Source organism: Bradyrhizobium sp. 14AA (assembly GCF_054185205.1).
Genome location: NZ_JAVAYM010000026.1, coordinates 121,048 through 147,901, shown reverse-complemented (window position 1 = coordinate 147,901; position 26,854 = coordinate 121,048). Strand labels below are relative to the sequence as shown.

Sequence of the window (26,854 nt, the reverse complement as noted above, 5' to 3'; positions counted from 1 at the left end):
CCCCGCAGTCCGGGCTCTGACGCCATCAGGCGTCACGGTGAGTTGATAGGCAGGCGGGTGACAACTTCTTGGCTGCAACGCGGTTGAATCGCGAACACAGGAACTAGGCATGATCGGCGCGCTCGCCCGCAAGTTTTTCGGCTCCGCCAACGACCGGCGGGTGAAGGGATATCAGTCCCGCGTCAACGCGATCAACGCGCTGGAGGCGGAGGTCTCGAAACTCTCCGACGAGGCGCTCAAGGCCCGCACCGCCGAGTTCAAGAAGCAGCTCGCCGAGGGCAAGACGCTCGACGACCTTCTGGTCCCCGCCTTCGCCACCGTGCGCGAGGCCGCCAAGCGCACGCTCGGCCAGCGTCATTTCGACGTCCAGCTGATCGGCGGCATGGTGCTGCACGAGGGCGACATCGCCGAGATGAAGACCGGCGAAGGCAAGACGCTGGTCGCGACCCTTGCGGTCTATCTCAACGCGCTCGCCGGCAAGGGCGTTCACGTCGTCACCGTCAACGACTACCTCGCCCGCCGCGACTCCGGCTGGATGGGCCAGATCTACGGCTTCCTCGGCATGACCACCGGCGTGATCGTGCACGGTCTCGACGATGCCGAGCGCAAGGCGGCCTATGCCTGCGACATCACCTACGGCACCAACAACGAATACGGCTTCGACTATCTGCGCGACAACATGAAGTACCGGCTCGAGGACATGGTCCAGCGGCCGCACTTCTACGCCATCGTCGACGAAGTCGACTCCATCCTGATCGACGAAGCGCGTACGCCGCTGATCATCTCCGGTCCGCTCGACGACCGCTCCGATTTCTACAACACCATCGATGGCTTCCTGCCCAAGCTCGACAAATCCGACTACGACGTCGACGAGAAGCAGCGCACGGTGACGCTGACCGAAGGCGGCATGGAGAAGATCGAGACGCTGCTGCGCGATGCCGGCCAGCTCAAGGGCGAGTCGCTCTACGACGTCGAGAACGTCTCCGTCGTGCACCACATCAACCAGGCGCTGCGCGCCCACACGCTGTTCACCCGCGACAAGGACTACATCGTCCGCGACGACGAGGTCGTCATCATCGACGAGTTCACCGGACGCATGATGCAGGGCCGCCGCTATTCGGAAGGCCTGCACCAGGCGCTGGAAGCCAAGGAGCATGTGCAGGTTCAGCCCGAGAACCAGACACTGGCCTCGATCACCTTCCAGAACTATTTCCGCATGTACGAGAAGCTTGCGGGCATGACCGGCACCGCGTTGACCGAAGCCGACGAACTCTTTGACATCTACAAGCTCGAAGTCGTGGAGATCCCGACCAACGTGCCGGTAGGCCGCCTCGACGAGGACGACGAGGTTTATCGCACCCACAAGGAAAAATACTCAGCCATCCTCGCCGAGATCGAGCGGGCGAACGCGCGGCTCCAGCCGGTGCTGGTCGGCACGGCGTCGATCGAGAAGTCGGAAGTGCTCGCCGAGTTCCTGAAGCAGAACGGCTACAAACAGATCGATTTCGGCAAGGAGCACGCGCTCGACAAGCTCTATGCGGCCGCACGCGCGGGCAAGCCGGCAAAGCTGTTCGCGGTGCTGAACGCGCGCTTCCACGAGCAGGAGGCCTATATCGTGGCGGAAGCCGGTGTGCCCGGCGCGATCACGATCGCGACCAACATGGCCGGCCGCGGCACCGACATCAAGCTCGGCGGCTCGCTCGAGATGCGCATCCAGCAGGAGACCGCTGGGATCGAGGACGAGGCCGAGAAGGCCAGGAAGATCGAGCAGATCAAGGCCGACATCGAGCACTTCCGCGACATCGTGCTGAAGGCCGAGGAGACCGTCGAGATCGAGCCGGCGAAGGGAGGCAAGCCCGCCAAGACCGTGAAGAAGCCGGGCGGCCTCTACATCATGGGCTCCGAGCGCCACGAATCCCGCCGCATCGACAACCAGCTGCGCGGCCGATCCGGCCGTCAGGGCGACCCCGGCCGCTCGAAGTTCTTCCTGTCGCTGGAAGACGATCTGATGCGCATCTTCGGCTCGGATCGCCTCGACAGCATGCTCCAGCGTCTCGGCCTGCAAGAGGGCGAGGCCATCATCCATCCCTGGATCAACAAGGCACTGGAGAAGGCTCAGCAGAAGGTCGAGGCGCGCAACTTCGACATCCGCAAGAACCTGCTCAAGTTCGACAACGTCCAGAACGACCAGCGCAAGGTGATCTTCGACCAGCGCGTTGACCTGATGAAGGATGAGAGCGTCGCCGAGACCGTCACCGACATGCGCCACGCCTTCATCGACGATCTCGTCGCCAAGCACGTGCCCGAGCATGCCTATGCCGAGCAGTGGGACGTCGCCGGCCTGAAGGAAGAGCTGAAGCGCGTGCTCGATCTCGATTTGCCGGTCGACGACTGGGCCAAGGAAGAGGGCATCGCCGACGAGGAGCTGCTCACGCGCATCGAGAACCGCGCCGACGAGCACATGGCCGCCAAGGTCGCGCAATGGGGTCCCGACGTGATGCGTTACGTCGAGAAGACCATTCTGCTCCAGACGCTCGACCATCTCTGGCGCGAGCATCTGATCATGCTCGACCATCTGCGCCAGGTCATCGGGCTGCGCGGTTACGGCCAGCGCGATCCGTTGCAGGAGTACAAGACCGAAGCTTTCAACCTCTTCCAGGAGATGAGCGCGCATCTGCGCGAGGCCGTCACGGCGCAGCTGATGCGCGTCGAGATCGTCCCGCCGGAGCAGGAAGCCCCGGTGCTGCCGGCCATGGAAGCGCACAAGTTCGACCCGAACACCGGCGAGGACGAGATGGCGCTAGCCAGCGTCACCCTCGGCGCCCAGGCCACCGACGCCGCCCTGCGCGATCCGAAGAACCCGGCAAGCTGGGGCAAGATCGGCCGCAACGAGGATTGCCCGTGCGGCTCGGGCAAGAAGTACAAGCACTGCCACGGACGGTATGCGTAGCGATTAGGTGATTCTGTCATGCCCCGCGAAGGCGGGGCATCCAGTACGCCGCAGCCTCTCGGTTCAATCATATAAGCCTCTGGAATACTGGATCGCCCGATTAAATCGGGCGATGACAGTTGAGTGTGTGGCGTGCACCTCGCCTCATCGTCGTCCCGGCGAAGGCCAGGACCCATACCGCGTGATCTATCGAAAGCGCGACGGTCGCTGTACCTCGCAAGAAAGCGCAACTAGCAGCTTTCGCCAAACTCAATCCTGTGGCTATGGGTCCCGGCCTTCGCCGGGGCGACGTTGAGAGAGTTCGGCTAAACCACCCCTCAATTCGAGCTGTCGATCAAGCTCTCCAGCAGCCGCTTCAATTCGCTCGTCGACTTGTCGCCGTAGCTCTCCAGGATGTGCTCCTCCTGGTCGACCGCGAGCGAGTTGAGCTTCTTGCACAGCACCTTGCCGCGATCGGAGATGAACATCAGCACCTTGCGGCGGTCGTTCGGATCCTGCACGCGATAGACCAGCGTGTCTGAGACCATGCGGTCGATCATCTTGGTCAGCGTCGGATGGTTGAGCAGCACCGCGTCCGCAAGCTCGCCCATCGAATGGCCGTTGCCGTCCGACAGAACTTTCAGGATGCGCCACTGCTCGACGGGAACACCTTCCTTGCTCAGGCGCAGTTCCAGCTGACGGTTGATCTCCCGGTTGGCTTGCGCGAGCAGATAAGCCAGATGTTCGGTGATTGGAGCGTTCGATTTTGCCACGGCTAAGACTTCGTCTTGACCCAAATGAGTGAATGTCTTGCAATCAATGCTGCATCTATATGCACTTCAATTGTTGAATATTCAATATTTTCAAAATAGGATGATTGCCCAACTAAAGGGCGGATGCCGCGGCCGCCCGAAGAATGTGCTTTCAAGTCTGGGCCCAGACAGGAGTTGGCGTGCGCGCGACGGTAAACTTCCCGGCTCACGGTGGTCCGGCGTTGCCACCGTCTTTGCTGTTCAGGAATCTGTCGTCATCGGCGGCCGACGGAGCCCTGTTGCCGAGCGATCACGCCCTCTTCAGGCGCCGCGGCGCGAACAAGCTCCGCATCGGCGGCTTCATCTGCTGCACGGGATCGCCGGGAGTCTGGGGTCCCTGCGCGACCAACAGCGCCCAACTCGCCGTCGCCGAGATCAACAAGCGCGGCGGCATCCTCGGTCGCGAGATCGAGCTGTCGATCTACGACGCCGGCGGGCCGCTCGATGAGGTCCTGAGCCGCGCCGAGCAGGCCATCGCGTTCGACGAGGTCGATCTGATCGTGGGCCTGCACACCAGTGCGGTCCGCGTCGGCCTCCGCGACGTCACCACGCGCCATCGCATCCCCTACATCTACACCCCTGTCTATGAGGGCGGCGAGCGCACGCCCGGCGTGATGGCGATCGGAGAGACGCCGCGCTGGCAGAGCCGGCCATCGATCCACTGGCTTGCCGACAACAAGAAGGCCACGCGCTGGTACCTGATCGGCAGCGACTATGTCTGGCCCTGGCAGTCGCACCGCGCCGTGAAGAACTACATCAAGGAAACCGGCGGCCATGTCGTCGGCGAGGAGTTCGTTCCGCTCGGCGAGGATAATCACGAGCCGCATCTGGCGCGCATCCGCGCCGCGAGGCCCGACGTCGTGTTGATCTCGCTGATCGGAACCGACAGCAGCGCCTTCAATCGCGCCTTCGGCGAATGCGGCCTGGGTGCCACGACGCTGCGGCTGGCGGGAGCGATGGACGAGACCGTGCTGCTCGGCATCGGTGCCGACAACAGCGAGAACCTGTTCTGCGCGTCCGGCTATTTCTCCGGCATCGGCTCGCGGGCCAATGACGACTTCCAGAGCGGCTATCGCGCGATGTTCGGACCGAACGCCCCGCCGATCGGCTCGCTCGGCCAGTCCAGTTACGAAGGCCTGCGTTTCCTCGAAGCCGTGGCGAACAAGGCCGGTTCGCTGTCGATGGCACCCCTGCTCGCGGCCGGCCGCAACATCGTTTACGGCGGCGCGCGCGGCCCGGTCACGGTTCGCAATGGTCATGCCCGGATGCCGATGTATCTCGCCGAGGCCGACGGTCTCGACTTCAAGCTGATCAAGCCGGTCTGAGGCCGGCGCGGCAACGCCGCACGCCTTGCTGCAAAATAATACTTGAAAAGGAAAATATTTCCGTTTTGAATGTTTCAGCGAGGCCAACGGTGCGCGTATCGTGCATGGGCGGCCGCGCCCGAGAGACATTCAACAGACCGTTCAAGAGATCGTCCAAGAGACCGTCCAAGAAACTTCAGGAGAGCGCCGTGACAGTTGTCCTTCCAACGCCCGCCCAACTTCGCAGTGTCGCCGAGCAGTGCGGCCTTTCGCTGACCGACGACGACGTCGCCTCGTTCCGCGGCCTGATGCAGGGCTCGATCGAGGCCTACAATCTCGTCGGCGCGATGCCGGATGAAGTGCCGGGGGTCAAATACCCGCGCACCCCGGGCTATCGTCCCTCGGCGGAGGAGAACCCGCGTAACGCCTGGTATCGCAAGTCGATCGTGAAGGGCGCCGCCGGCGGCAAGCTCAAGGGCAAAACCGTCGCGCTGAAAGACAACATCATGCTCGCCGGCGTTCCCATGACCAACGGCTCGTCGACGTTGGAAGGCTATGTGCCTGATTTCGACGCCACCATCGTCACGCGCATGCTGGATGCCGGCGCGGAGATCAAGGGCAAGGTGCATTGCGAGCACTTCTGCCTGTCCGGCGGTAGCCACACCGGCTCCTACGGGCCGGTGCACAATCCACACAAGATGGGGTACTCGGCCGGCGGCTCGTCGTCCGGCTCGGGCGTCGTGGTCGCGCTCGGCGAGGTCGACATGGCAATCGGCGGCGATCAGGGCGGCTCGATCCGCATGCCGTCCTCGTTCTGCGGCATCTACGGGATGAAGCCGACCTGGGGACTCGTACCCTACACCGGGATCATGCCGATCGAGATCTATGTCGACCATACCGGCCCGATGACCGCGACGGTCGCCGACAACGCGCTGTTGCTCGAAGTGCTCGCCGGCGACGACGGCTATGATCCGCGCATCAAGGCGCCGAAGGTCGAGGAGTACACCAAGGCGCTCGGCCAGGGCGTCAAGGGCATGAAGATCGGCATCCTCAAGGAAGGTTTTGAGCAACCGGTCGCAGAGGCTGCGGTGAATGAAAGCGTGCGAGACGCCGCAAAGCGCTTCAAGGATCTGGGCGCCACCGTAGAGACCGTGTCGATCCCGATGCACCTCCTGGGCGGCGCGATCTGGACCCCGATCGGCACCGAAGGCCTGACCCAGACCATGATGTTTGGCGACGGCTACGGCCTCAGCCGCGGCGATCTCTATTCGACCTCGCTGATGGATTTTCATCGCGGCTGGCGCCGGCAGGCCGATTCGTTGTCCGAGACCACGAAGCTCTTCATGATGCTCGGGACCTACATCAACAACAATTTCGGCCCACGCTTCTACGGCAAGGCGCTCAACATCTCGCGACGGCTGACCGCCGCCTACGACAAGGCGTTCGGCGATTACGATCTGCTGCTGATGCCGACCACGCCGATGAAGGCGACGCCGTTGCCCGCCCCCAATGCCAGCCGCGAGGACTACGTCGCCCGCGCGCTGGAGATGATCTCGAATACCGCGCCGTTCGACATCACCCATCACCCCGCGATGTCGCTGCCCTGCGGCATGGTCGACGGTCTGCCGGTCGGCCTGATGCTGGTCGGCCGCATGTTCGAGGAATCCACGATTTACCGCGCCGCGCACGCCTTCGAGCAGATCGGCGACTGGAAGAAGATGTGAGCGGGATACTGATGCAGATGGACGGAACACAAAAGCGTTTTCGAGCGATGCGGATACCGGTTCGCGTCAAGAAAACGCGTCGAAACAAGAATCCAGAGCCCTGTTCCGATTCCATTGGAACAGGAAAGGCTCTGGCGCATGGCTAACGCGTTCGTCGCGGCGTTCGAGATCCTGAGCTTTGGCGCGATCATCGTCCTGATCGTGCTGGGGCTCGGGATCATCGCCAGCATGATGGGCATCTTCAACTTCGCGCAGGGCGAGTTCGTCCTGCTCGGGGCCTACATCACCTATCTCGCCTACGCCAAGGGCCTGCCGATCTGGGCCGGCATGGTCGCGGCGCCCTTCGTGGTCGGCGCGCTCGGCTTCGTGCTGGAGGCGCTGATCATTCGCCGCTTCTACGCCGCGCCGATCGTGGCGATGCTCGGCACCTACGCGCTCGGTCTCATCATCCGCGAAACTGTCCGCGGGCTGATCGGCGGCTTCTATCTCACCGTGCCGGAGCCGATCGGCGGCTCGATCGATATCGGCACGATCCACATCTCGGCCTGGCGCTTCACCATCATCGTCATCACGCTCTTGGTGATGGCGGGCTGCTATCTGCTGCTGTCGCGCACGAGCTTTGGCCTTCGCATGCGCGCCACGCTGGAAAATCCCTCGCTGGCGCGCGCCTCGGGCATTTCCACGCCGCTGATGTACGGCGCCACGTTTGCGTTCGGCTCGGCGCTCGCCGGCCTTGCCGGTGCGCTGATCGTCCCTGTGTTCAGCCTCTACGCCGATCTCGGCCTGCGTTTCCTGATCCAGGGTTTTGTCGCGGTGATGGTCGGCGGCGTCGGCTCCTTCATCGGGCCTGTCGCGGGCGCCGGCGTCATCGGCACGCTCAGTGCCGCGCTGCCATGGGTGATGGCGCCCGTCGTCGCCGACGTCCTCGTCTTCGTGCTCGCCATTGTCTTCATCAAATTCCGGCCACAGGGCCTCATCGCTGGAAAAGGGGTTTAGTCACATGTTCGATCGTCCTCAGCTCTCACGCCGCAGCTTCCTTTCCAATTTCGCCTTTGCGACCGGTGCGGTCGCAACCGGCGTCGGCAGCTGGGTGATTCCGGCCCCCTGGGCCAATGCGGCCGAGGCTCCGATCAAGGTTGGCATCGCGACCGACCTCACTGGCCCAATCGCCTATGCCGGCAATGCCGATGCCAATGTCGCAAAGATGGTGATCAAGGAGATCAATGCCGCCGGCGGCCTGCTCGGCCGTCCGCTCGAGCTCTACATCGAGGACACCGCCTCGAACGAATCCGTCGCCGTCGGCAACGTGCGCAAACTGATCCAGCGCGACAAGGTCGACATGGTGCTGGGCGGCATCACCTCCTCGATGCGCAACGCGATCAAGGATCCGATCGTGGCGCGCGGCAAGACGCTGTACATCTACCCGCAGCTCTATGAGGGTAAGGAGTGCACGCCCTATCTGTTCTGCACCGGGCCAACGCCGGCGCAGCAATGCGACGAGTTCATTCCCTGGCTGATCAAGAACGGCGGCAAGAAGTTCGCGCTGCCGAGCGCCAACTATGTCTGGCCGCATACGCTCAACGTCTATGCCCGCAAGGTGATCGAGGCGAATGGCGGCGAGGTGGTGTTCGAGGAATACTATCCGCTCGACCAGATCGATTTTTCCGCGACCGTCAACCGCATCATCTCCAACAAGGTCGACGTCGTCTTCAACACCGTCATTCCGCCGGGCGTCGGTCCCTTCTTCAAGCAGCTCTATGAGGCCGGTTTCCTCAAGAACGGCGGACGTCTGGCTTGCGTCTACTACGACGAGAACACGCTCAACATCAATCAGGCCGCCGAGATCGAAGGGCTGGCAAGCTGTCTCGATTATTTCAAGGTGCTGACCAAGGAGAACCCGTTCGACGCCAAGATCCAGGCGGCCTACGAAAAGGATTTCCCGGGCAACTTCCTGTTCGCCGCCGGCAGTGCCGCGACCGGCACCTATCGCGGTCTGAAGCTGTGGGAGGCGGCGGTAAAGGAAGCCGGCAAGATCGACCGCGACTCGGTCGCTGCCGCGCTCGACCATGCCAAGATCGCCGAAGGCCCGGGCGGGCCGGCCGAGATGGTGCCCGGCAAGCGGCACTGCAAGATGAAGATGTACACCGCGGTCGCCAAGGGCGGAAACTACGAGATCGTCGCGCGCAGCAACGGTCTCGTCGATCCCAAGGAATGCTGAAGCGGAATGCCGAAGTCGATGGGCGCAGTGAAGCAGGCGATCCCCGCCGAGATCGGCGGGGAGATGGACGTCGCAATGACGGAGCACGGACCAGCGAAGCAAGCTGTTTCGGGGCGAAAGGTGCTGCCGATCGTGGAGGGCGTCGTGCTGGCCGCGGCGCTGCTCGCGCCGCTGGTGCTCCAGGACTACCTCACGGTGTTCGCGACGCGCGTGATCATCCTCGCGCTGTTCGCACTGTCGTTCGATCTGGTCTGGGGCTATGCCGGCATCATGAGCTTTGGCCAGGCCCTGTTCTTCGGCTCGGCCGGCTATGGTGTGGCGCTGCTCGCGCGCGACCTGGACATCACCAACATCTTCGTGGTGCTGCCGGTGGGAACGCTGATCGGCCTCACCTTTGCGCTGCTGCTCGGCGGCTTCCTGCTGCTGGGACGGCATCCTTCCAGCGTGATCTTCGTCTCGCTGGGCACGCTCACCGGTTCCTACGCCGCCGACCGCCTGGCGCGCGGCTGGTATTATCTCGGCGGTCAGAACGGCATCCCCTCGATCGCGCCGATGACGCTCGGCGGCTACGAGTTCACGGAAGGGCCGGCGTTCTACTATCTCGTGCTGGGTATCCTCGTCGTCGTCTACCTGCTCTGCCGCTTCCTGGTGCGTTCGCAGTTTGGCTTGGCGCTCGCCGGCCTGCGCGAGAACGAGCAGCGCATCGCCTTCTTCGGCTACAAGGCGCAGCATCTGAAGGCGATCATCTTCGCGATCGGCGGCGCCATCGCCGGCCTTGCCGGCAGCCTCTATGCTTTCCACGAAGGTTTCGTCTGGCCCAACATGGTCGGCGTCGTGGTCTCGACGCAAGTGGTGCTCTACGTCCTGTTTGGCGGCTCCGGCACGCTGATCGGCGCCGTCATCGGCACTGTCATCGTCGAGGGCGTCAGCTTCTGGCTCTCGGACAATTACCGCGACATCTGGCCGATCATCTTGGGATTGCTGCTGCTGCTCGTGATCCTGTTCCGACCGCTCGGCCTGATCAGCTTTGTGCTCGGCGAGCGCGAACGGGTCGGCAGCTTCGGTGCCGTGCGTAAGGAGAAGCGCAATGCTCCTTGAAGCCGCCGGCATCAAAAAGGTCTTCGGCAAGCTCACCGCGCTCGACGGCGCCGCGCTTACCGTCGGCGAGAACGAGTTCCACGGACTGATCGGCCCGAACGGCTCCGGCAAGAGCACGCTGATGAAGTGCATCGCGGGGGCTGAGGTGCCGACCCAGGGCAAGGTCTCCTTCGTCAACACCGACATCACCGCGTTCACGCCGACCGAGCGCGCCCGCGCCGGCATGAGCCTGAAATTCCAGATCACATCCGTGCTGCCGACGCTGACGCTCTACGACAACATCCTGCTCGCGCTGCAGGCGCAGTCCTCGCTGTTCGACCTCGTATTCTCGCGCACCCGCGTCGCGTTGCACGACCAGGTCATGACCATGCTGACCCAGTTCCGCCTTGCCGACCGCGCCTTCGACGCGGCGGCGGCGCTGTCGCACGGCCAGCAGCAATGGCTGGAGATTGCGATGGCGCTCGCGGGCAAGCCGAAGCTCCTGCTGCTGGACGAGCCGACCGGCGGCATGAGCCTGGAGGAGCGCCGCGTCACCGGCGAGCTGCTCCAGCCGATCAAGCAGCATTGCTCGCTCGTCATCGTCGAGCACGATCTCGATTTCATCCGCGACATCTGCGATCGCCTGACCGTGCTCGACCAGGGCAGGGTGCTGGCATCAGGCACGGTGTCCGAAATCCAGGCCAACACATCCGTCCAGGAGATCTATCTGCGCCGTGCCTGAATTTTTGGACATCAAGAATCTCGACGCCGGCTATGGCCGCAGCCAGGTCCTGTTCGACGTCACCCTCGGCATCCCCTGGCGGGGCGGCGTCGCCGTGCTCGGGCGCAATGGCGCCGGCAAGACCACGCTGATGAAGACCATCGTCGGCGAACTGCCGGCCTGGAAGGGCGAGGTCGCCTTCGACGGCCGTGACATCAGCCGCCGCGCGACCCAGGAGCGCGTCCGCGCCGGCATCGGCTATGTGCCGCAGGAGCACTCGGTGTTCGCGCGCCTGTCGGTGCGCGACAATCTCGCCGTCGGCTCGCTCGCGAATAAGGATGCCGCCGCGGTCGACCGCGTGCTGACCATCTTCCCGAAACTCGGCCAGCGCCTCGACCAGCCCGCCGGTACGCTCTCCGGCGGCGAGCGCAAGATGCTCGCCATCGGCCGCGCCATGCTGGGCGATCCCAAATTGCTTCTGCTCGACGAGCCCACCGAAGGCGTTTGGATCGGCGTCATCGAGGAGATCACCGAACGCCTGATCGAGCTTGCAAGGACGATTGCGGTCATCATCGTCGAGCAGCATCTCGATTTGGCGCTGCGCGTCGCCGACTACGCCTACGTGCTGGACCGCGGCAGGGTCGCGCTACAGGGCGAGGCGGGCGAGGTGAGGGGCAATCCGGAGCTGATGCGGTATCTGGCGCCGTAAGCGCCTCAGCCGTCAGACCGCTCGACCTGGCGTACTCAGGGCGTGCCCCCAAGAAACGGATTGACAATGGTAAGCCCACCAACAATGCGGCCGTGCTGCATATCCTCACTGTAGAGGATGTCGCAGCCGGCTTCGATCGCGGCTGCAACAATCAGCGCATCGTAGAAAGCGAAGCCATCGTTTCGCGCGAGTGCAAGGGCCGCCAGGCTCGTCTTCGCCGTCAGTGGGAGCGCCGGATCGAGCGTGTTGTCGATATCATCGAACAGAAGCTCAATGTCGCGCCAGCTTCGACCCTGCTTCTTGCACAGGACGTTGGCGAGTTCGTTGAGGACTTGCACGCTGATGGTGCCGCCCTGGTCGATCAAGTCTCGCGAGATTGTAGCTTTGGTACCCGTCTGCTGCGCGTAAACGAGAATGTTGGTATCCAGAAACGCGCTCACCGCTCGTTCGCCTCGTCTCGATCGAATTTGTAATCAGCAGGCAACGGCGGCCAGTTGCGTGCGCGCATATTCTCGATCGCCCGTCGGCGCCGCTCTTCCTTGGTCTCCACCTCGATCGCTCCCTTGCGGGCAGCGACTACGTCGAGCTCGTCGCCTTCTTTGAGGCCCAGCTCGTCCACAAGCGCTTTGGGCAAGCGCACAGCGAGGCTGTTACCCCATTTGGAAACCTGCATATTCGCCTCCGTGATATCCGACCGACGAATGTATATCATAATAAGGATATCATTGCGGTCAAGGGGCTCAATACTGGGATGTTCCGCCCGGACGGCTGCGCATTAGCCGCAAGGATCGAAAACAGCGCTATCTCGGTTCGGCCGAGTAGGTGGTTGGCGTCATTGAGAGCGCATGCTCGAGCGGGGGAGCTATCTCGAACATCTGCGTGCGGTTACGGAAGTGGAAGACGCGCCGGATTCGATATCGATCACTTCGTTCAGCAGCAACATCGACTTCCCGCCTGGTTAGCCAAAACGCCGTACGTTCGTGCCCGCACGTCGTCTTGATCTCCAGGAGCCTCTCTTGGCCATCAGGTTCAAAGGAGCGGACGTCGTAACCGTAGCCGTCGCCGTCTAGGTCGGAAACCCAGCGGACGTCATCCGCAAGGTCGTTGCGCCCAGCGCGTCGTAACCGGTCGCGCTCGAACTCCACGACGAATTTCTCGCCGGCTTTGCCCAATTGGCGGTTCCTGGCGTCGCGCTCTGCGGGGTCGAATTTTCCGACCAGTCGCCGGACGGCGGGGGTGAGTGTCTTCTCGAAATCTGCGAGAGATGGCGGAGCAACGAAGACGGCGTCGTCGTTGAGCGACAGCGGTTGAGTGTCGGTGCTCGCAGGGTAAAGAAAGTCCGGTGCTTGTCCGACGTTACGCTCGACGGCAGCCACTAATGCGTCCTGATAGTGCGCCAATGGCTTGTAGCCGTTGATCCACTGCGTCCCGAGCATATCGAGAACAGCGGAGATGTTTTGAAGCTTGCGCTCGATTGACCCTTCAGATCGATGGACGGTCGTCAAAAGCTGACGCCGGTTCTGTGCCTTGCTGTAGGCAATGCCCGCTCGCTCGGAGGCAAGCATCCGAAAATAGCTGTCAACCACAGCGGAGACCTCGGTCTCCGTCCAAGGTGTTCCAGCGGTTCCTTCAATACGCTCCCGGTCCAAGTCTCAGCCTCTCGGACTTAGAGAGTATCAGGGAGGATAAGGGGCGCAATGACGGTGCCGGTACTGCAGCAAAGTCCGCTTCTTCATAGGCGACTGATCGCCTTACTTCACCGCCCCAAAGCGGCTGTCGAACGAGTTCGACGACACCACCGGTGCGGCGCCGGACATCTGGCCGCCGTCACCCGCACCATCCGCAACCGACGGCTTCAGCGCCGGGCGCGTCGCAGCCAAGCGGGTGTCGGGCTTCGCCGGCTCTGCCGGCTTGGTGGCCACGGTCGCAGCCGGCTTCGGTGCATCTTTCGCCGCATCCTTGGACTTGTCGTGGCCAGGCACGAACCGGGTCACTGCGGCCTTCAGCCTCGATGCAGCGGTGGGGGGCGTGGTGGATGTCGTGGCGGGGGCGACGGACGCGGTGGCTTGCGGCGGCGGGGTGGCCGCGGTGGTGTCGGCGGTGCCGATGCCCATCTTGCGGCCGAGGTTGGAGAAGAAGCCGCCGCCTTGAGATTTCTCTTGCGATTTCTCGGCTGGCGCGGCTGCGGCGACGCGCGTGCTGCTGGCGGGCGCGCTGACGGCGACGACCGGCTCTTCCTGCGGCGAGGGCGCGGCCGCATCGAGATTCGGCTTGGGCGGATTGACGTGGCCGGGGATCGTGCCCGGCGCCTTCGCCATCGCCAGCATCTGCAGCGTGGTGCCTTCGGCGCCTTCCGACAGGCCGGTCGAGCCTTCCGGAATCTTCGCAGCGAAGATCTTGTTCATGCCGCCGTCGATGCCGGTGTTCATGCGCGCCACCGGCGTACCGCGGGAGACCAGCTTGGCGTATTCGGCCTCGTCGCGGCCCTGCTTCTCGCGCACGGCGTTGGCGACATCCTCGGGGATCACATAGGCCGGGCACTTTGCCGAGGCGTCGAACACGGGATCGCGCTTGGCGTCCGCCGGCTTCGTCGCGTCGAAGACGTACTTCTTCTCGCAGAAATCGACCTTCGGCTCCTGCCGCGTCACCTCGAAATGATCATAGCCTTCCTTGATCATCTTCCAGAAGGCCAAGTTCGGATTGTTCCGGTGCTTGGCCATGTTCACCGGCGTCATCTTGAACGGGTAGGCCTGCAGTTGGAACGCCTTCTGGCCGCCGAAGAAGGATTCGCGCCCGAGCGAATAGATCTCCGCGATCTGCTCGTCGGTCATGGCGTAGCAGCCGCGCGACGAACAATCGCCGTGCACCATCAGCTGCGAGCCGCTGCGCCCCAAAGCCTTGTCGAACGCGTTCGGATAGCCCGTGTTGAACGACAGGTAATAGGCCGACTGCGGATTCATCTGGCTCGGATTGATCGAGTAGAATCCCTCCGGCGCCTGGCGGTCGCCTTCGCGCACCTTCGGACCGAGATCACCGGACCAGCGGCAGATCGGATAGGTCTTGAGCAGCGCGAACTGGCCGTTGCGGGTCTGCTTCCAGACCTCGAGCTCGGCCTCCTGCTTGAACAGGCGCACCAGGATCGGCGATTGCAAATCCATGTCCTTCTCGACCATCGCGGCGAGAAGCTTCGGCGGCACCGGCTGATTGGCCTTGGCGTTGGTCGCAAGCGAAACCTGGTCGGTGTCGCAGCCGGCCAGCAGGATGCTGGCGGCAAGCGCAACCGAAGCCAAAAACGCGCGAGCAAGCGAACGAGAAATCAAGATGGACCCCACACCGTGCCGGGCAGAGAGCGCGAACCCCAATTCTTCAGAGCATGATCCGACCGGACAACCGGACCCGTCATGACGGGCTTTTTCGCAACCATGCTCCAGCGCTTATGCCCTGAAGCCATTGATTAAAATTCTAACCTCTGGGTCATGTGGTCGCAACCCGAGCGGGGATCACGAGCCCGTTGGCCCAGTAGCATGGTCAACAGAGACTAAATGGACGCGACTTTGGGCCTTACTTGGGCCATTCGGCCCGATCACGACAGAGATCGCTGATTTGGGCAAAAAAAGGATTAACGCGGGGTTACCGGGGGTCTGTGTAGGGTGGGTTAGCGCAGCGTAACCCACCTCTTTTGCCTCCGCGGATGCCAACAGTGGTGGGTTACGCCTTCGGCTAACCCACCCTACGGCACTACGGTACCGAAATCGGGGCGAATCAGCCCAGTTTCCGGCCGATATCGAGGAATTTCTGCCGCCGCTGCTTGCGGATGGCGTCGCCGTCGAGGCCCCGGAGCTCGTCGAAGGCCTTGGCGATGGCGTCCCCGGTGGTGGCGATCATGGCGGCGGGGTCGCGGTGGGCGCCGCCGACCGGCTCCTTCAGGATGCTGTCGATCACCCCGAAGCGGAGCATGTCCTGGGCGGTGATCTTCATGTTGTTGGCGGCTTCCTGCGCCTTGGTGCCGTCGCGCCAGAGGATCGAGGACGCGGCCTCCGGCGAGATCACGCTGTAGATGGCGTGCTCGAGCATCAGCACCTTGTTGGCGGTGGTGATGGCAATGGCGCCGCCCGACATGCCCTCGCCGGTGATGATGGCGACGTTCGGCACGCCCAGCGACAGGCAGGCGTCGGTCGAGCGCGCGATGGCTTCCGCCTGGCCGCGCTCTTCGGCGCCGATGCCGGGATAGGCGCCGGCGGAATCGGCGAGCGACAGCACGGGCAGCCCGAACCGCTCGGCCATCTCCATCAGCCGCACGCATTTGCGATAGCCTTCGGGCCGCGCCATGCCGAAATTGTGCCGGATGCGGCTCTCGGTGGAATCGCCCTTTTCCTGGCCCATCACGCAGATCGGCTCGCCGCGGAAGCGGCCGAAACCGGCGACCAGCGCCTCGTCCTCGCCGAACTTGCGGTCGCCGGCGAGCGGAGTGAATTCGGTGATCAGCCCCTTGATGAAGTCGTTGAAATGCGGCCGCTGCGGATGCCGCGCGACCAGTGTCTTCTGCCACGGCGTCAGGTTCGTATAGAGGTCGGCGAGCGCCTGCGCCGCCTTGTCCTCGATCCGCCCGATCTCATCAGCGATGTCGGTGCCGTTGGCCGCAAGCGTCCTGAGCTCGTCGACCTTGGAGTCGAGCTCGGCGACGGGCTTTTCGAAGTCGAGATAGCTGCGCATCTGGTCTTGCATCAACTCAATATAGGAAGGACGGGGCGAGGCGGCGAAGCGGATTTAGACCGGCGGAAAGAAGTGTAGCTTCTTCAATGATTTGGCCTGTGTGCTCGAAGCCGCCGGCCAAATCATGCGTGAGGCCCCGGCTCTTTCTGCGGAGATGTGGCCGAAGTCAAGGCGGAGTTGTCGTCCCGACACCAGGCCGGGACGACAATTTACTTCTCCGCCAGCGGGTGCAGGTCGCGCACCAGGCTCTTCAGCCGCTCCTCGACCACATGGGTATAGATCTGCGTGGTCGAGATGTCGGTGTGGCCGAGCAGGGTCTGCACGATGCGCAAATCGGCGCCATTGTGCAGGAGATGGCTGGCGAAGGCGTGGCGCAGCACATGCGGGGAGACCAGCCGGGCCTGGAGGCCCGAGGCGACCGCGAGCTCCTTGAGGTCACGGGCGAAATGCTGCCGCGTCAGATGTCCGCTCTCGCCGAACGAGGGGAACAGCCATTTCGCCGCGGCGAGGTTGTCTTTCTTTTTCTCCGTCTTCGCGGCCTCCGTGGCGCTGAGATAATCCGCCATCGCCTGGCGCGAGGCTTCGTTGAGCGGCACCAATCGTTCCTTGTTGCCCTTGCCGCGCACCACGATCATGCGCGCGTCGCGCTTGGCCGCCGAGCGCGGCAGCGCCACCAGCTCGGAGACGCGCAGGCCCGTGGCGTAGAGCACCTCGAGCAGGCAATAGAGCCTGAGCGCGCGCAGCCGTTTCGAGGGCGAGGCATCCTCCGCCTCGCTCAATTCCTTGGCGCGGCGGAGCATGCGGTCGACGTCCGCGATCGACAGCACCTTCGGCAGGCCGCGGCCGCGCTTGGGGCCCGACAGGATCGCGGCGGGATCCTCGGTGCGGATGCGCTCGTTCAGCAGGAAGCGGTAGAGATGCCGCATCGCCGACAGCCGCCGCGCCACGCTGGTGGATTTGAAGCCGCGGGTGTCGAGATCGGCGAGATAGTCGCGCAGCGTCTGCGTTTCGGCGTCCGCAAATGTATGGCCGGCACGGCCCAGAAATTCCGAGAAATCGGTGAGGTCGCGGCGATAGGCATCGAGCGTATTGGGGCCGGCGCCCTGTTCCGCCGCGAGCATGTCGAGGAACAGGCCGGTGAGCTTGGCATCGGAGGGCTTGGTGCGCATGCCCGGCAGGCTAGCTCCTATTTCTTGAGAAACTTATCCGGCGGGATCGTCACCGTCATTTCCCGCGACTTCGGGCTGACGAAGTTCGCCAGCGCGAACACCACGCCATAGACGATGCCGGCGAGCACGGCGACGACCGTCAGGAAGCGGAACAGGCTGGGCATCGGCAAGATCTCGGGGAGGTTCCAGACGGGCAAATTAACCAATGAAATCATCCAACATGTTCGCCGTTTCGTGGCAAGAGTCCACTGGCGAGGCCCCCTGCGGGGTCGTATAGGTGGCCAACCATGCCGCCTTTGGCGGCAAATCGAGCGAGACCCAGAGCGAGATCGATGTCCGACGCCGCGTTGCCGATTCCCGCTTCCCCTGAGGCCGACATCCTGTCGGCCCTGGGTGCGCGCTCGATCGTGCTCGTCGGCATGATGGGGGTGGGCAAGTCCACCATCGGCCGCCGCATGGCTATCAGGCTCAAGCTGCCCTTCGTCGACGCCGACACCGAGATCGAGGCGGCGGCCGGCATGACCATACCGGAGATCTTCGAACGCCACGGCGAGCCGCATTTCCGCGACGGCGAGGCCCGCGTGATCGCGCGCCTGCTCGACAGCGGCCCCGTCGTGCTGGCCACCGGCGGCGGCGCCTTCATGCGCGAGGACACGCGCGGGCGCATCGCGGCGAAGGCGGTCTCGATCTGGCTCAGGGCGGACCACGACGTCATCATGCGCCGCGTGCGGCGCCGCGCCGACCGTCCGCTGCTCCAGACCGCCGACCCGGAAGGGACGGTCACGCGCCTGCTCACCGAGCGCGAGCCGGTCTATGGCAAGGCGGATCTCACCATCGCCTCGCGCGACGTGCCGCACGACAAGATCGTCGAGGAGACCATCGAGACGCTGCGCGCCCATCTCTGCGGCGAACGGGCCGTCCCACCACCTGCCGACGTTGCGAGTGCCGTACGATGACTGCGCCGTTGAAACATTCCGACCCTGTTAATGTCGACGTCGCGCTCGGCGATCGCGCCTACGACATCGTCATCGGCCGCGGCGTGCTGTCCTCGCTCGGCGAACGGGTCGCTGCCTTGCGTCCCGGCGTGCGCACCGCGATCGTGACGGATCGCACGGTGGCAAAGCACTGGCTCGAACCCACTGAAGCCTCGCTTGCTGCCGCCGGCATTCCAACGTCGCGAATTGTGGTCGAGGAAGGCGAGATCTCGAAAACCTATGCCGGTCTCGAAAAGGTCAGCGAGGCCCTGATCGCCGCAAAGATCGAGCGCAACGATCTCGTCATCGCGCTCGGCGGCGGCGTGGTCGGCGATCTCGCCGGCTTCGCGGCCGCGATCCTGCGCCGCGGCGTCGATTTCGTGCAGGTGCCGACCTCGCTGCTGGCGCAGGTCGATTCTTCCGTCGGCGGCAAGACCGGCATCAATTCGCCGCAGGGCAAGAACCTGCTCGGCGCCTTCCACCAGCCGGTTCTGGTGATCGCCGACACCGCCGTGCTCGACACGCTGTCGCCGCGCCAGTTCCGCGCCGGCTATGCCGAGGTCGCCAAATACGGCGTGCTCGGCGATGAGGCCTTCTTCACCTGGCTGGAAAAGAACCATTCCGACATCTTCAAGGGCGGTTCGGGGCGCGAGCACGCGATCGCGACCTCCTGCCGCGCCAAGGCCGGCGTCGTCTCGCGCGACGAGCGCGAGACCGGCGAGCGCGCGCTGCTCAATCTCGGCCACACCTTCGGTCACGCGCTGGAAGCCGCGACCGGCTTTTCGGATCGCCTGTTCCATGGCGAGGGCGTCGCCATCGGCATAACGCTGGCGGCGCAGTTTTCGGCGAAACTCGGCATGATCGGCGAGGCAGATGCCGCCCGCGTCGAGCGGCATCTGCTTGAAGCCGGCCTGCCGACACGCTTGCAGGACATCGCGGGCTTTTCGCAGGAAGGGCTTGCCGACGCCGATGCGCTGATGGCGCTGATGGCGCAGGACAAGAAGGTCAAGCGCGGCAAGCTCACCTTCATCCTGCTGGAAGCTGTCGGGCGCGCGGTCATCGCGAAGGACGTCGAGCCCGCCCCGGTGCGCGATTTCCTCAAGGAGAAGCTCGCGCAGAAGGCATGATGCGCGGCTGAACTTTTTTTGAGTGGTGCATGGACTGGCTCGGATTCATCATCGTCGTCCTCTGCCTGCTGGTCTCCGGCTTCTTCGCCGCGAGCGAGACCGCGCTGACCGGCGCCTCGCGCGCCAGCATGCTCAGGCTTTCCAAGCAGGGCAATCGCGACGCCGACGTGGTCTCGCAACTGCTCGACATGCGCGAGCGGCTGATCGGTGCGCTGCTGCTCGGCAACAACATCGCCAATATCGGCGCTTCCGCGCTCGCCACCGGCATCTTCACGTCCTGGTTCGGCGACGTCGGCGTGCTCTATGCGACTGGCGTGATGACCGCGCTGGTGGTGATCTTCGCGGAAGTCCTGCCCAAGACCATCGCCATCAACGCGCCCGATCGGATGGCGCTAGCGGTCGCGCGCCCGATGCGGCTGACGATGTACGTGCTGGGCCCGCTGCTCAAGATCGTCGAAGTCATCGTGCGCCTGTTGATGCGCCTGTTTGGTTTGGCCGGCGAGCACCAGGCGATCCTGTCGCCGACCGAGCGCCTGCGCGGCGCGGTCGACCTGTTGCATCACGAGGGCAAGTTCGAGAAGCAGGACCGCGACATGCTCGGCGGTCTCCTCGACCTGCGCGAGCTCCAGGTCTCCGACGTCATGATCCATCGCACCGAGATGATGATGATCAATGCCGACCTGCCGCCGGAAGAACTGGTGCGCGAGGTGCTGGCGACCGAATACACCCGCATCCCGCTGTGGCGCGAGAAGCCCGAGAACATCATCGGCGTGCTCCACGCCAAGGATCTCTTGCGCGCGATCCGCGCCTCCGACGGCGACACCTCGCGCATCGACGTCTCCACCATCGCGCTGCCGCCCTGGTTCGTGCCGGAGATGCGGCCCGTGTCCGAGCAGTTGAAGGCGTTCCGCCGGCGAAAAACCCATTTCGCGCTCGTCGTCGACGAGTACGGCGAAGTTGAAGGTCTCGTGACGCTGGAAGACATTCTGGAAGAGATCGTCGGCGACATCTCCGACGAGCACGACGTCGTGGTCGCCGGCGTGCGTGCCCAGCCGGACGGCTCGGTCGTGGTCGACGGCTCGGTGCCGATCCGCGATCTCAATCGCGCCATGGACTGGCATCTGCCCGATGAAGAGGCAACCACCGTCGCCGGCCTCGTCATTCACGAGGCCCGTTCGATCCCCGACCGCGGCCAGAGCTTTACGTTCCACGGCTTCCGCTTCCGCGTCCTCCGCCGCGAGCGCAACCGCATCACCGCGCTCCGTATTTCACCGGTGCCGCGCGAGGCGGAGCTGGAGGAAGCCAAGCGGCGGCGGGCGGGGACGTCGTTTTAGGCTCTAGGTCCTCACCGTCATTCCGGGGCGATGCGAAGCATCGAACTCCGGCGCGCCGTTGCGCCCCATAGTTCGGCTCTTCGAGCCGCCCCGGAATGACGGAGCTAATTTTCCCCCGGCGCCTGCGCGTGGATCGCGAGCGCATGCACGCTGCCGGAGAGTTCCGCGGCCAGCGCCGAATTTATCATGCGATGGCGCTCGACCCGGCTCTTCCCTTTGAAGGCGGCAGACACGATATACACACGGAAGTGCGTCTCGCCGCTCGGCCGATGGCCGGCGTGGCCCTCATGCAGATGTGACTCGTCGACCACTTGCAGGCTTTCAGGCGTGAAAGCTTCCTGCAACTTGTTGCTGATAGTGTCTTTCATAACCATGAGTGCCATTAAAGCGCGTCATCAAGCCCCGTCAATTGCCGGGGTTAGCAGCTAATTGCAATGTCAAGACTTGAAGGTTTTTGCATTGCGTAGTCAAAGTCAGCCATGCCGATCGATTCATCAAAGTTCTTCGACTCCATCCGCGTGAAGCCGCGGGGCAAGCAGCCGGAAGTGAAGCCGCGCGACGCCGTGGTCGGCTGCGAGTGGGCCGGATGCCAGAACAAGGGCGCGCACCGCGCGCCGAAGGGTCGCGAGAACCAGCGCGAGTACTGGCATTTCTGCCTGAACCACGTGCGCGAGTACAACCAGAACTACAATTTCTTCTCCGGCATGAATGCCGACGCCGTCGCGCGCTACCAGAAGGACGCGCTGACCGGCCACCGTCCGACCTGGAAGATGGGCGCCAATGGCGGCAAGAAGGGTGCGGAAGCCGAGATCGACATGGCGGCCGATCCGTTCAGCATGTTCTCCGAGATCAACGGCCGCGCGGGCTGGCGGAAGGGTCCGGAGGCCCAGCCCAAGGCCGAGACGCGCAAGGTGATGAACGCCGAGCGCAAGGCGCTCCAGGTCATGGGCCTCGGCCCCGATTCCACGCTCGCCGACGTCAAGAGCAAGTACAAGGCGCTGGTCAAGCAGCACCACCCCGACGCCAATGGCGGCGACCGCTCCACCGAAGACCGCCTGATCGAGATCATCAAGGCGTATAATTATCTGAAGACAGTGGTGCGGGAGGCGTAAGGCCTCGCGGCGTACCACACTCCCGGTGTCGTCCCGGCGAAGGCCGGGACCCATAACCACAGGGAGTGGTTTGGCGAAGACTGGCAGTGAAGAGCCTTCCTCGGTACTAACACCTCACCCCACCGATAGATCACGCGGTATGGGTCCCGGCCTTCGCCGGGACGACAGTATCGTAGGGTGGGCAAAGCGAAGCGTGCCCACGACTTCTGCTGCAATTTCGGATCGATGGTGGGCACGGCGCAAGTGCGCCTTTGCCCACCCTACGATTCCGGACTCGCGGAGGCATCCGCGATACCTCACGCCTCCGGCATCGCTCCCACATATGACGAGCTCGGCCTGATCAACCGTCCCGTGCGCTGCTGCTCGCGCGCATGGGCGGTCCAGCCGGCTGCGCGCGCCACCGCGAAGATCGGCGTGAAGGCCTGCCGTGGAATCGCCAGTGCATCCAGCAGAATCGCGGTGAAGAACTCCACATTGGTCTCCAGCGGCCGCTCCGGATTCTTCTTGCGCAAGGCGGCGCGGATGTAAGCCTCGACCTCGCCGGCGAACGGCAAATCGGTGCCGTTGGACGCCAGCGCCTCGACTGCGGTCTTCAGCACGTCCGCGCGCGGATCGCGCACGCGGTAGACGCGGTGGCCAAAGCCCATCATCCGCTCGCCGCGCGCCAGTGCCGCGTCCACCCAGGGCTGGATGCGCTCGCGCGAGCCGATCGCGTCGAGCATTTCCAGCACCGGCTCCGGCGCGCCGCCATGCAGCGGGCCCGTGAGCGCGCAATAGCCCGCGGTCACGGCGGCAAACAAATCGGCTTGCGTCGAGGCCACCACGCGCGCCGTAAAGGTCGAGGCGTTCATGCCGTGGTCGCTGGCGGTGACGAGATAGGCGTCCAGCGCCGTGACCTCGCGCGAAGCAGGCGCGCGCCCATGCAGCATGCGCAGCGTGTCGGCGGCGTGGCTCGCACTCGGATCGGGCGCGACCGGATCGAGCCCCTTGGCGCGCCGGACCAGCGCGCCGGCGATCACCGGAAACGCGCCGACGATGGTCGCTTCATGTTCGAGGCCATGCTCGGCGCGAAGGCCTGCGACCGCCGCGCGAAACCCGTCGACGACGCCCATGCCGCGCGTCCCCGGCAACAGGTCCGGCAATCGCGCGAAGGCGCGCTCGCGCGCGGCACCGAGGCTCGCCCGCACATTGGCCTCGGTGAGGGTGGTCTTGCTGGCGCCGTTCCAGAGCCGGGCGGTGACGCCCTCGAAACTCGACTGGCTCGCCAGCCGGCCGACATGCTCGCCGGCGATGATGAGTTCGCCGCGCTCGCCGTCGACATGGCTCAGCACGGTTTCCGCCGCGGGGACGCCGTCCAGCCCGATCTGGCTTTTGGTGAGGTGGATGTTCATGGCCCAAATCTCCTTTGCACTGCACCAGGGAAAATTCGGGCCTCTCGACAGATTGATCAATCTTGATTACATAAATCAATATGAAAAATTCTACGGAGCTCTATCTCTCCGCCAGGGAGGCCGCCGCCGAGCTCGCGATCTCGCCGGCCACGCTCTACGCCTATGTCAGCCGTGGCCTGATCCGCTCCGAGCCGACGCCGGACTCGCGCAAAAACCGCTACCGCGCCGAGGACGTCCGCGCGCTTAAAGAGCGCCGGGTGCCGTCGCCGGAGCCGCGCGGCCTGCGCAGCTTCGATGCCGATTTGCCTGTCATGGACACCGAGATTTCGACCATCACCGAAGAGGGTGCGATCTATCGCGGCGTCAATTGCGTCGATCTCGCCGAGAACGACACGCTGGAGCACACCGCGACGCTGCTGTGGGACGTCTCCGACGTCGATCCGTTCGCTCCGGACAACCAGCCTGCGATATCCGAGGAGATGCGCACGATCGCAGAGGCCGCGCGCCGGGCAGCGCCGATCGACCGCGCCATCGCCGTGCTGGCGCTGGCGGCGAGCGTCGATCCCCGCGCCTTCACCCGCGCGCCCGATGGCCGCGCCATGGTCGGCGCGCGCATCGTCCGGCTGCTGGTCGCGACCATGCTCAATGCCGAACCCTCGGCCGAGCCGTTGCATCAGCAGATCGCAAAAGCCTGGGCGGCGGACAACAAGCACGCGCCCGATCTGATCCGCCGCGCGCTGGTGCTGCTGGCCGATCACGAGCTGAACGCCTCGACCTTCACTGCGCGCTGCGCGGCCTCGACCGGGCTCAATCTCTACGACGCCGTCATCGCCGGCCTCGCCGCGCTGAAGGGGCCGAAGCATGGCGGCGCCGGCGTGCTGGCCTCGCAGCTGGTCAAGACGCTGGTCGATCGCGATGTCGCTCCGATGGTGCGCGAGCGCGTCGCGCTCGGCGAGCGCTTTGCCGGCTTTGGCCATGGCGTCTACAAGCGCGGCGATCCCCGCGCGCAATCGCTGTTGAATGCGCTGTCCCGCGCCGGCGCCCCGCGAAAATTCACGCGCGAGGTGCCGGAGCGGATCGTCGAAGCCACCGGCGAGCTCGTCAACATCGACTACGCGCTCGCGGTGCTGGTGCACGCGCTGCGCCTGCCCGCCGGCAGCGAGCTCGCTTTGTTCGCCATGGCCCGCAGCGTCGGCTGGATTGCGCACGCCAGCGAGCAATTGCAGTTCGGCAAGCTGATCAGGCCACGCGCAAGGTATGTGGGGCCGGCGCCGGGAAGGCGGGTGGGGGGCGGCTAGTTAGTAGCTCTGAGAGCGCGACAAACTCCGCCGTCGTCCTGGCGAAAGCCAGGACCCATACCGCGGAATCCCTCGATTATGGGTGGTCGGAGTACCGAACGCCCACTCTTCGCCAAACCCCTTCCTGGGGTAATGGGTCCCGGCTTTCGCCAGGACGACACCTGGAGTGTGGCGGGGCCCCTAACCTCGCGGCTTCACCGCCGCGACGCTGCTGCCGTGGCGGCGGCGGAGGGTCCAGATCGCGAGGCCCAGCACGATCGCGACGCCGACCACGGTGAACATCCAGAGATGCTTGCCGACATGCTCATGGTGCGGCAGCCCGGCATATTCATGCAGGGCCGACACCGCCAGCACGCCCGGCAGCACATGGGCCGGGGCCCAGACCAGGATCGCCGGGATGTTCACCGCGTAGAACTTCGCCGGCGCCATCCCCAGCGCACCGGCCGTCACCGGGACGAAGGCGCGGATCGGCGGCACGAAGCGGGCGAAGAACACGGCCCAGGTGCCGAAGCGGTGGAAGAAGCTTTCACTCTCCGCGACCACGCGCGGGTAATTGGTCAGCGGCCAGGTGTTGAGGATCTCGCGCTGCTGGCGGTGCCCGATCCAATAGGCCGAGCCGTCGCCGATCACCGCGCCGAGCGCTGCGGCGAGCAGCACCCATTGCAGTTTCAGCTCGCCGCCCGGAATCAGGGCGCTCAGCGCCAGGATGATGGTCGAGCCGGGGATCACCGACCCCACCACGGGGACGGCTTCGAGCAGCGCCGCCAGGAACAGGGTCAGATAGGCCAGCCACGCATGAACCGAGACGAACGCGATGAGGGGATCGAGGAAGGATGTCACGTCGTCTCTGTAGCGGGGTGGAGCTTTAGGGTTCAGACCCTACATAAATAAGCACATGCGGCGAAAGTGCCATTTGTGCAGGCAGGGCCGTGGCCCCGCGCGAAATTCGAGCATGATTCGCAAGGCAGCCCTCCCAAAACTGCGTTCCTTGCCTATCTAAATGAAAAGACAATGGAACTTTGATTGGAGGGCGGGCTTCTGCCGGCCCCTTGTCTCTGATAAGTTGAGTTTCAGCACCCAGCCGCAGCCAACGTGCGAATAACCGGTTTCGGGACCGCCCGGGACCTCGGAGGATTGATGACGACCGCCGCCCTGTCCAAAGTTGAGGAAGTTTCCGGTCTGCCCGACATGAAGGTGTCGGTGCGCCAGGTGTTCGGGATCGACAGCGATCTCGAGGTGCCGGCCTATTCCGAAGTCGATCCTCACGTGCCCGAAGTCGATTCCGATTACCGCTTCGACCGCGCCACCACGCTCGCCATTCTCGCCGGCTTCGCCCGCAACCGCCGCGTGATGGTGACCGGCTATCACGGCACCGGCAAATCCACCCATATCGAGCAGGTCGCCGCGCGTCTGAACTGGCCCTGCGTGCGCGTCAACCTCGACAGCCACATCAGCCGTATCGACCTCGTCGGCAAGGATTCCATCGTGGTCCGCGACGGCAAGCAGGTCACTGAATTCCGCGACGGCATTTTGCCCTGGGCGCTCCAGAACAACGTCGCGCTGGTGTTCGACGAATACGACGCCGGCCGCCCGGACGTGATGTTCGTGATCCAGCGCGTGCTGGAAGTTTCCGGCCGCCTGACGCTGCTGGACCAGAACAAGGTGATCAAGCCGCATCCGGCGTTCCGCATGTTCTCGACTGCCAACACGGTCGGCCTCGGCGACACCTCCGGCCTCTATCACGGCACCCAGCAGATCAACCAGGGCCAGATGGACCGCTGGTCGATCGTCACCACGCTGAACTATCTCAGCCATGACGAGGAAGTGGAGATCGTGCTGGCCAAGGCCAAGCACTATCGCACCCAGGAGGGCCGCGACATCGTCAACAAGATGGTTCGCCTCGCCGATCTCACCCGCAACGCCTTCGCCAATGGCGATCTGTCGACGGTGATGAGCCCGCGCACGGTGATCACCTGGGCCGAGAACGCCGACATCTTCGGCGATATCGGCTTCGCCTTCCGCGTCACCTTCCTCAACAAGTGCGACGAGCTCGAGCGTCCCCTGGTCGCCGAGTTCTACCAGCGCTGCTTCAACGCCGAGCTGCCGGAATCGGCGGTCAACGTGGCGCTGAGCTGATCTCCCTCTCGGTATGTCGTCCCGGCGCAGGCCGGGACCCATACCGCGCGATATCTCAGTAGAACGACGCTGATAGTTTTCCTGACCCAACGACGGCCGGTGGTTA

General features: G+C 64.3%; 25 protein-coding genes. 14 read left to right on the top strand and 11 right to left on the bottom strand.

Annotated features, from left to right (window positions below):
• The first annotated feature begins 109 nt into the window (after positions 1-109).
• Complete coding sequence (gene secA, locus RAD15_RS35425; protein ID WP_458183348.1) at positions 110-2,950, top strand: preprotein translocase subunit SecA; 2,841 nt, start codon at positions 110-112, stop codon at positions 2,948-2,950.
• Between the two features lie 317 nt (positions 2,951-3,267).
• Here secA and RAD15_RS35420 read toward each other — a convergent pair whose 3' ends face one another.
• Positions 3,268-3,702, bottom strand: a complete 435-nt coding sequence (locus RAD15_RS35420) for a MarR family winged helix-turn-helix transcriptional regulator (protein ID WP_220011620.1) — start codon at positions 3,700-3,702, stop codon at positions 3,268-3,270.
• Between the two features lie 179 nt (positions 3,703-3,881).
• On the opposite strand from RAD15_RS35420, the gene RAD15_RS35415 reads away from it, so the two are divergent.
• From RAD15_RS35415 to RAD15_RS35385, 7 genes are all read left to right on the top strand, one after another.
• Positions 3,882-5,066: a substrate-binding domain-containing protein gene (locus RAD15_RS35415; RefSeq protein ID WP_458183347.1), complete on the top strand. Its 1,185-nt coding sequence runs from the start codon at positions 3,882-3,884 to the stop codon at positions 5,064-5,066.
• Between the two features lie 188 nt (positions 5,067-5,254).
• Positions 5,255-6,769, top strand: coding sequence for an amidase (locus RAD15_RS35410; protein WP_458183346.1), 1,515 nt, complete (start codon positions 5,255-5,257; stop codon positions 6,767-6,769).
• Between the two features lie 138 nt (positions 6,770-6,907).
• Positions 6,908-7,765, top strand: coding sequence for a branched-chain amino acid ABC transporter permease (locus RAD15_RS35405; protein ID WP_458183345.1), 858 nt, complete (start codon positions 6,908-6,910; stop codon positions 7,763-7,765).
• A gap of 4 nt (positions 7,766-7,769) precedes the next feature.
• Positions 7,770-8,987, top strand: a complete 1,218-nt coding sequence (locus RAD15_RS35400; RefSeq protein ID WP_458183344.1) for a substrate-binding protein — start codon at positions 7,770-7,772, stop codon at positions 8,985-8,987.
• Positions 8,988-8,993: 6 nt separating this feature from the next.
• On the top strand, positions 8,994-10,085 hold the full coding sequence (locus RAD15_RS35395) for a branched-chain amino acid ABC transporter permease (protein WP_458183343.1): 1,092 nt from the start codon (positions 8,994-8,996) through the stop codon (positions 10,083-10,085).
• On the top strand, positions 10,075-10,806 hold the full coding sequence (locus tag RAD15_RS35390) for an ABC transporter ATP-binding protein (protein ID WP_458183342.1): 732 nt from the start codon (positions 10,075-10,077) through the stop codon (positions 10,804-10,806). Before RAD15_RS35395 ends, RAD15_RS35390 begins: the two co-directional genes overlap by 11 nt.
• A complete protein-coding gene (locus RAD15_RS35385; RefSeq protein WP_458183341.1) occupies positions 10,799-11,494 on the top strand; it encodes an ABC transporter ATP-binding protein in 696 nt (231 codons plus the stop codon). Before RAD15_RS35390 ends, RAD15_RS35385 begins: the two co-directional genes overlap by 8 nt.
• Positions 11,495-11,529: 35 nt before the next feature.
• On the opposite strand, the gene RAD15_RS35380 is transcribed toward RAD15_RS35385, so the two are convergent.
• The 7 genes from RAD15_RS35380 to RAD15_RS35350 all read right to left on the bottom strand — a co-directional run bounded on the left by RAD15_RS35380 (position 11,530) and on the right by RAD15_RS35350 (position 17,540).
• Positions 11,530-11,934, bottom strand: a complete 405-nt coding sequence (locus RAD15_RS35380; RefSeq protein WP_458183340.1) for a PIN domain-containing protein — start codon at positions 11,932-11,934, stop codon at positions 11,530-11,532.
• Positions 11,931-12,167: an AbrB/MazE/SpoVT family DNA-binding domain-containing protein gene (locus tag RAD15_RS35375; protein WP_458183338.1), complete on the bottom strand. Its 237-nt coding sequence runs from the start codon at positions 12,165-12,167 to the stop codon at positions 11,931-11,933. The genes RAD15_RS35380 and RAD15_RS35375 overlap by 4 nt, the downstream gene beginning before the upstream one ends.
• Positions 12,168-12,294: 127 nt before the next feature.
• Positions 12,295-13,143, bottom strand: coding sequence for a DUF3883 domain-containing protein (locus RAD15_RS35370; protein ID WP_458183337.1), 849 nt, complete (start codon positions 13,141-13,143; stop codon positions 12,295-12,297).
• Positions 13,144-13,245: 102 nt separating this feature from the next.
• Positions 13,246-14,814 (bottom strand): L,D-transpeptidase family protein, encoded by a 1,569-nt coding sequence (locus RAD15_RS35365; protein ID WP_458183336.1) that lies wholly within the window; start codon positions 14,812-14,814, stop codon positions 13,246-13,248.
• 442 nt (positions 14,815-15,256) lie between these two features.
• Entirely contained in the window at positions 15,257-16,219 is a 963-nt protein-coding gene (locus RAD15_RS35360; protein WP_458183335.1) for an acetyl-CoA carboxylase carboxyltransferase subunit alpha, read from the bottom strand.
• Positions 16,220-16,416: 197 nt separating this feature from the next.
• Positions 16,417-17,376 (bottom strand): site-specific tyrosine recombinase XerD, encoded by a 960-nt coding sequence (xerD, locus tag RAD15_RS35355; RefSeq protein ID WP_458183334.1) that lies wholly within the window; start codon positions 17,374-17,376, stop codon positions 16,417-16,419.
• A 17-nt stretch (positions 17,377-17,393) separates the two neighbouring features.
• Entirely contained in the window at positions 17,394-17,540 is a 147-nt protein-coding gene (locus RAD15_RS35350) for a hypothetical protein (RefSeq protein WP_035730492.1), read from the bottom strand.
• Positions 17,541-17,708: 168 nt separating this feature from the next.
• On the opposite strand from RAD15_RS35350, the gene RAD15_RS35345 reads away from it, so the two are divergent.
• Genes RAD15_RS35345 through RAD15_RS35335 form a run of 3 tightly spaced genes read left to right on the top strand, consistent with a single transcriptional unit; the run spans position 17,709 to position 20,811 of the window.
• Positions 17,709-18,332 (top strand): shikimate kinase, encoded by a 624-nt coding sequence (locus RAD15_RS35345; protein WP_458183333.1) that lies wholly within the window; start codon positions 17,709-17,711, stop codon positions 18,330-18,332.
• Entirely contained in the window at positions 18,329-19,477 is a 1,149-nt protein-coding gene (aroB, locus tag RAD15_RS35340; protein WP_458183332.1) for a 3-dehydroquinate synthase, read from the top strand. The genes RAD15_RS35345 and aroB overlap by 4 nt, the downstream gene beginning before the upstream one ends.
• A gap of 29 nt (positions 19,478-19,506) precedes the next feature.
• Positions 19,507-20,811 (top strand): HlyC/CorC family transporter, encoded by a 1,305-nt coding sequence (locus RAD15_RS35335; protein ID WP_458183331.1) that lies wholly within the window; start codon positions 19,507-19,509, stop codon positions 20,809-20,811.
• Positions 20,812-20,915: 104 nt separating this feature from the next.
• Here the strand turns inward: RAD15_RS35335 and RAD15_RS35330 are convergent, their stop codons facing one another.
• Positions 20,916-21,185 (bottom strand): BolA family protein, encoded by a 270-nt coding sequence (locus RAD15_RS35330; RefSeq protein WP_458183363.1) that lies wholly within the window; start codon positions 21,183-21,185, stop codon positions 20,916-20,918.
• Between the two features lie 105 nt (positions 21,186-21,290).
• On the opposite strand from RAD15_RS35330, the gene RAD15_RS35325 reads away from it, so the two are divergent.
• Positions 21,291-21,923, top strand: a complete 633-nt coding sequence (locus RAD15_RS35325; protein ID WP_458183330.1) for a J domain-containing protein — start codon at positions 21,291-21,293, stop codon at positions 21,921-21,923.
• A 296-nt stretch (positions 21,924-22,219) separates the two neighbouring features.
• On the opposite strand, the gene RAD15_RS35320 is transcribed toward RAD15_RS35325, so the two are convergent.
• Positions 22,220-23,314: a citrate synthase/methylcitrate synthase gene (locus RAD15_RS35320; RefSeq protein ID WP_458183329.1), complete on the bottom strand. Its 1,095-nt coding sequence runs from the start codon at positions 23,312-23,314 to the stop codon at positions 22,220-22,222.
• 80 nt (positions 23,315-23,394) lie between these two features.
• Here RAD15_RS35320 and RAD15_RS35315 point away from each other — a divergent pair, with 80 nt between their 5' ends.
• A complete protein-coding gene (locus RAD15_RS35315; RefSeq protein WP_458183328.1) occupies positions 23,395-24,612 on the top strand; it encodes a citrate/2-methylcitrate synthase in 1,218 nt (405 codons plus the stop codon).
• Between the two features lie 180 nt (positions 24,613-24,792).
• Here RAD15_RS35315 and RAD15_RS35310 read toward each other — a convergent pair whose 3' ends face one another.
• Positions 24,793-25,452, bottom strand: coding sequence for a DedA family protein (locus tag RAD15_RS35310; protein WP_458183327.1), 660 nt, complete (start codon positions 25,450-25,452; stop codon positions 24,793-24,795).
• Between the two features lie 297 nt (positions 25,453-25,749).
• On the opposite strand from RAD15_RS35310, the gene cobS reads away from it, so the two are divergent.
• Positions 25,750-26,748, top strand: coding sequence for a cobaltochelatase subunit CobS (gene cobS / locus RAD15_RS35305; protein WP_091966104.1), 999 nt, complete (start codon positions 25,750-25,752; stop codon positions 26,746-26,748).
• Positions 26,749-26,854: the final 106 nt, after the last annotated feature.

Coding starts and splice junctions, on each gene's coding strand:
- secA (WP_458183348.1), top strand. CDS start 110: ATGATCGGCGCGCTCGCCCGCAAGTTTTTCGGCTCCGCCAACGACCGG.
- RAD15_RS35405 (WP_458183345.1), top strand. CDS start 6,908: ATGGCTAACGCGTTCGTCGCGGCGTTCGAGATCCTGAGCTTTGGCGCG.
- RAD15_RS35400 (WP_458183344.1), top strand. CDS start 7,770: ATGTTCGATCGTCCTCAGCTCTCACGCCGCAGCTTCCTTTCCAATTTC.
- RAD15_RS35395 (WP_458183343.1), top strand. CDS start 8,994: ATGCCGAAGTCGATGGGCGCAGTGAAGCAGGCGATCCCCGCCGAGATC.
- RAD15_RS35390 (WP_458183342.1), top strand. CDS start 10,075: ATGCTCCTTGAAGCCGCCGGCATCAAAAAGGTCTTCGGCAAGCTCACC.
- RAD15_RS35375 (WP_458183338.1), bottom strand. CDS start 12,167: ATGCAGGTTTCCAAATGGGGTAACAGCCTCGCTGTGCGCTTGCCCAAA.
- RAD15_RS35360 (WP_458183335.1), bottom strand. CDS start 16,219: ATGCAAGACCAGATGCGCAGCTATCTCGACTTCGAAAAGCCCGTCGCC.
- xerD (WP_458183334.1), bottom strand. CDS start 17,376: ATGCGCACCAAGCCCTCCGATGCCAAGCTCACCGGCCTGTTCCTCGAC.
- RAD15_RS35350 (WP_035730492.1), bottom strand. CDS start 17,540: ATGCCCAGCCTGTTCCGCTTCCTGACGGTCGTCGCCGTGCTCGCCGGC.
- RAD15_RS35345 (WP_458183333.1), top strand. CDS start 17,709: ATGTCCGACGCCGCGTTGCCGATTCCCGCTTCCCCTGAGGCCGACATC.
- aroB (WP_458183332.1), top strand. CDS start 18,329: ATGACTGCGCCGTTGAAACATTCCGACCCTGTTAATGTCGACGTCGCG.
- RAD15_RS35335 (WP_458183331.1), top strand. CDS start 19,507: ATGGACTGGCTCGGATTCATCATCGTCGTCCTCTGCCTGCTGGTCTCC.
- RAD15_RS35330 (WP_458183363.1), bottom strand. CDS start 21,185: ATGGTTATGAAAGACACTATCAGCAACAAGTTGCAGGAAGCTTTCACG.
- RAD15_RS35325 (WP_458183330.1), top strand. CDS start 21,291: ATGCCGATCGATTCATCAAAGTTCTTCGACTCCATCCGCGTGAAGCCG.
- RAD15_RS35320 (WP_458183329.1), bottom strand. CDS start 23,314: ATGAACATCCACCTCACCAAAAGCCAGATCGGGCTGGACGGCGTCCCC.
- RAD15_RS35315 (WP_458183328.1), top strand. CDS start 23,395: ATGAAAAATTCTACGGAGCTCTATCTCTCCGCCAGGGAGGCCGCCGCC.
- cobS (WP_091966104.1), top strand. CDS start 25,750: ATGACGACCGCCGCCCTGTCCAAAGTTGAGGAAGTTTCCGGTCTGCCC.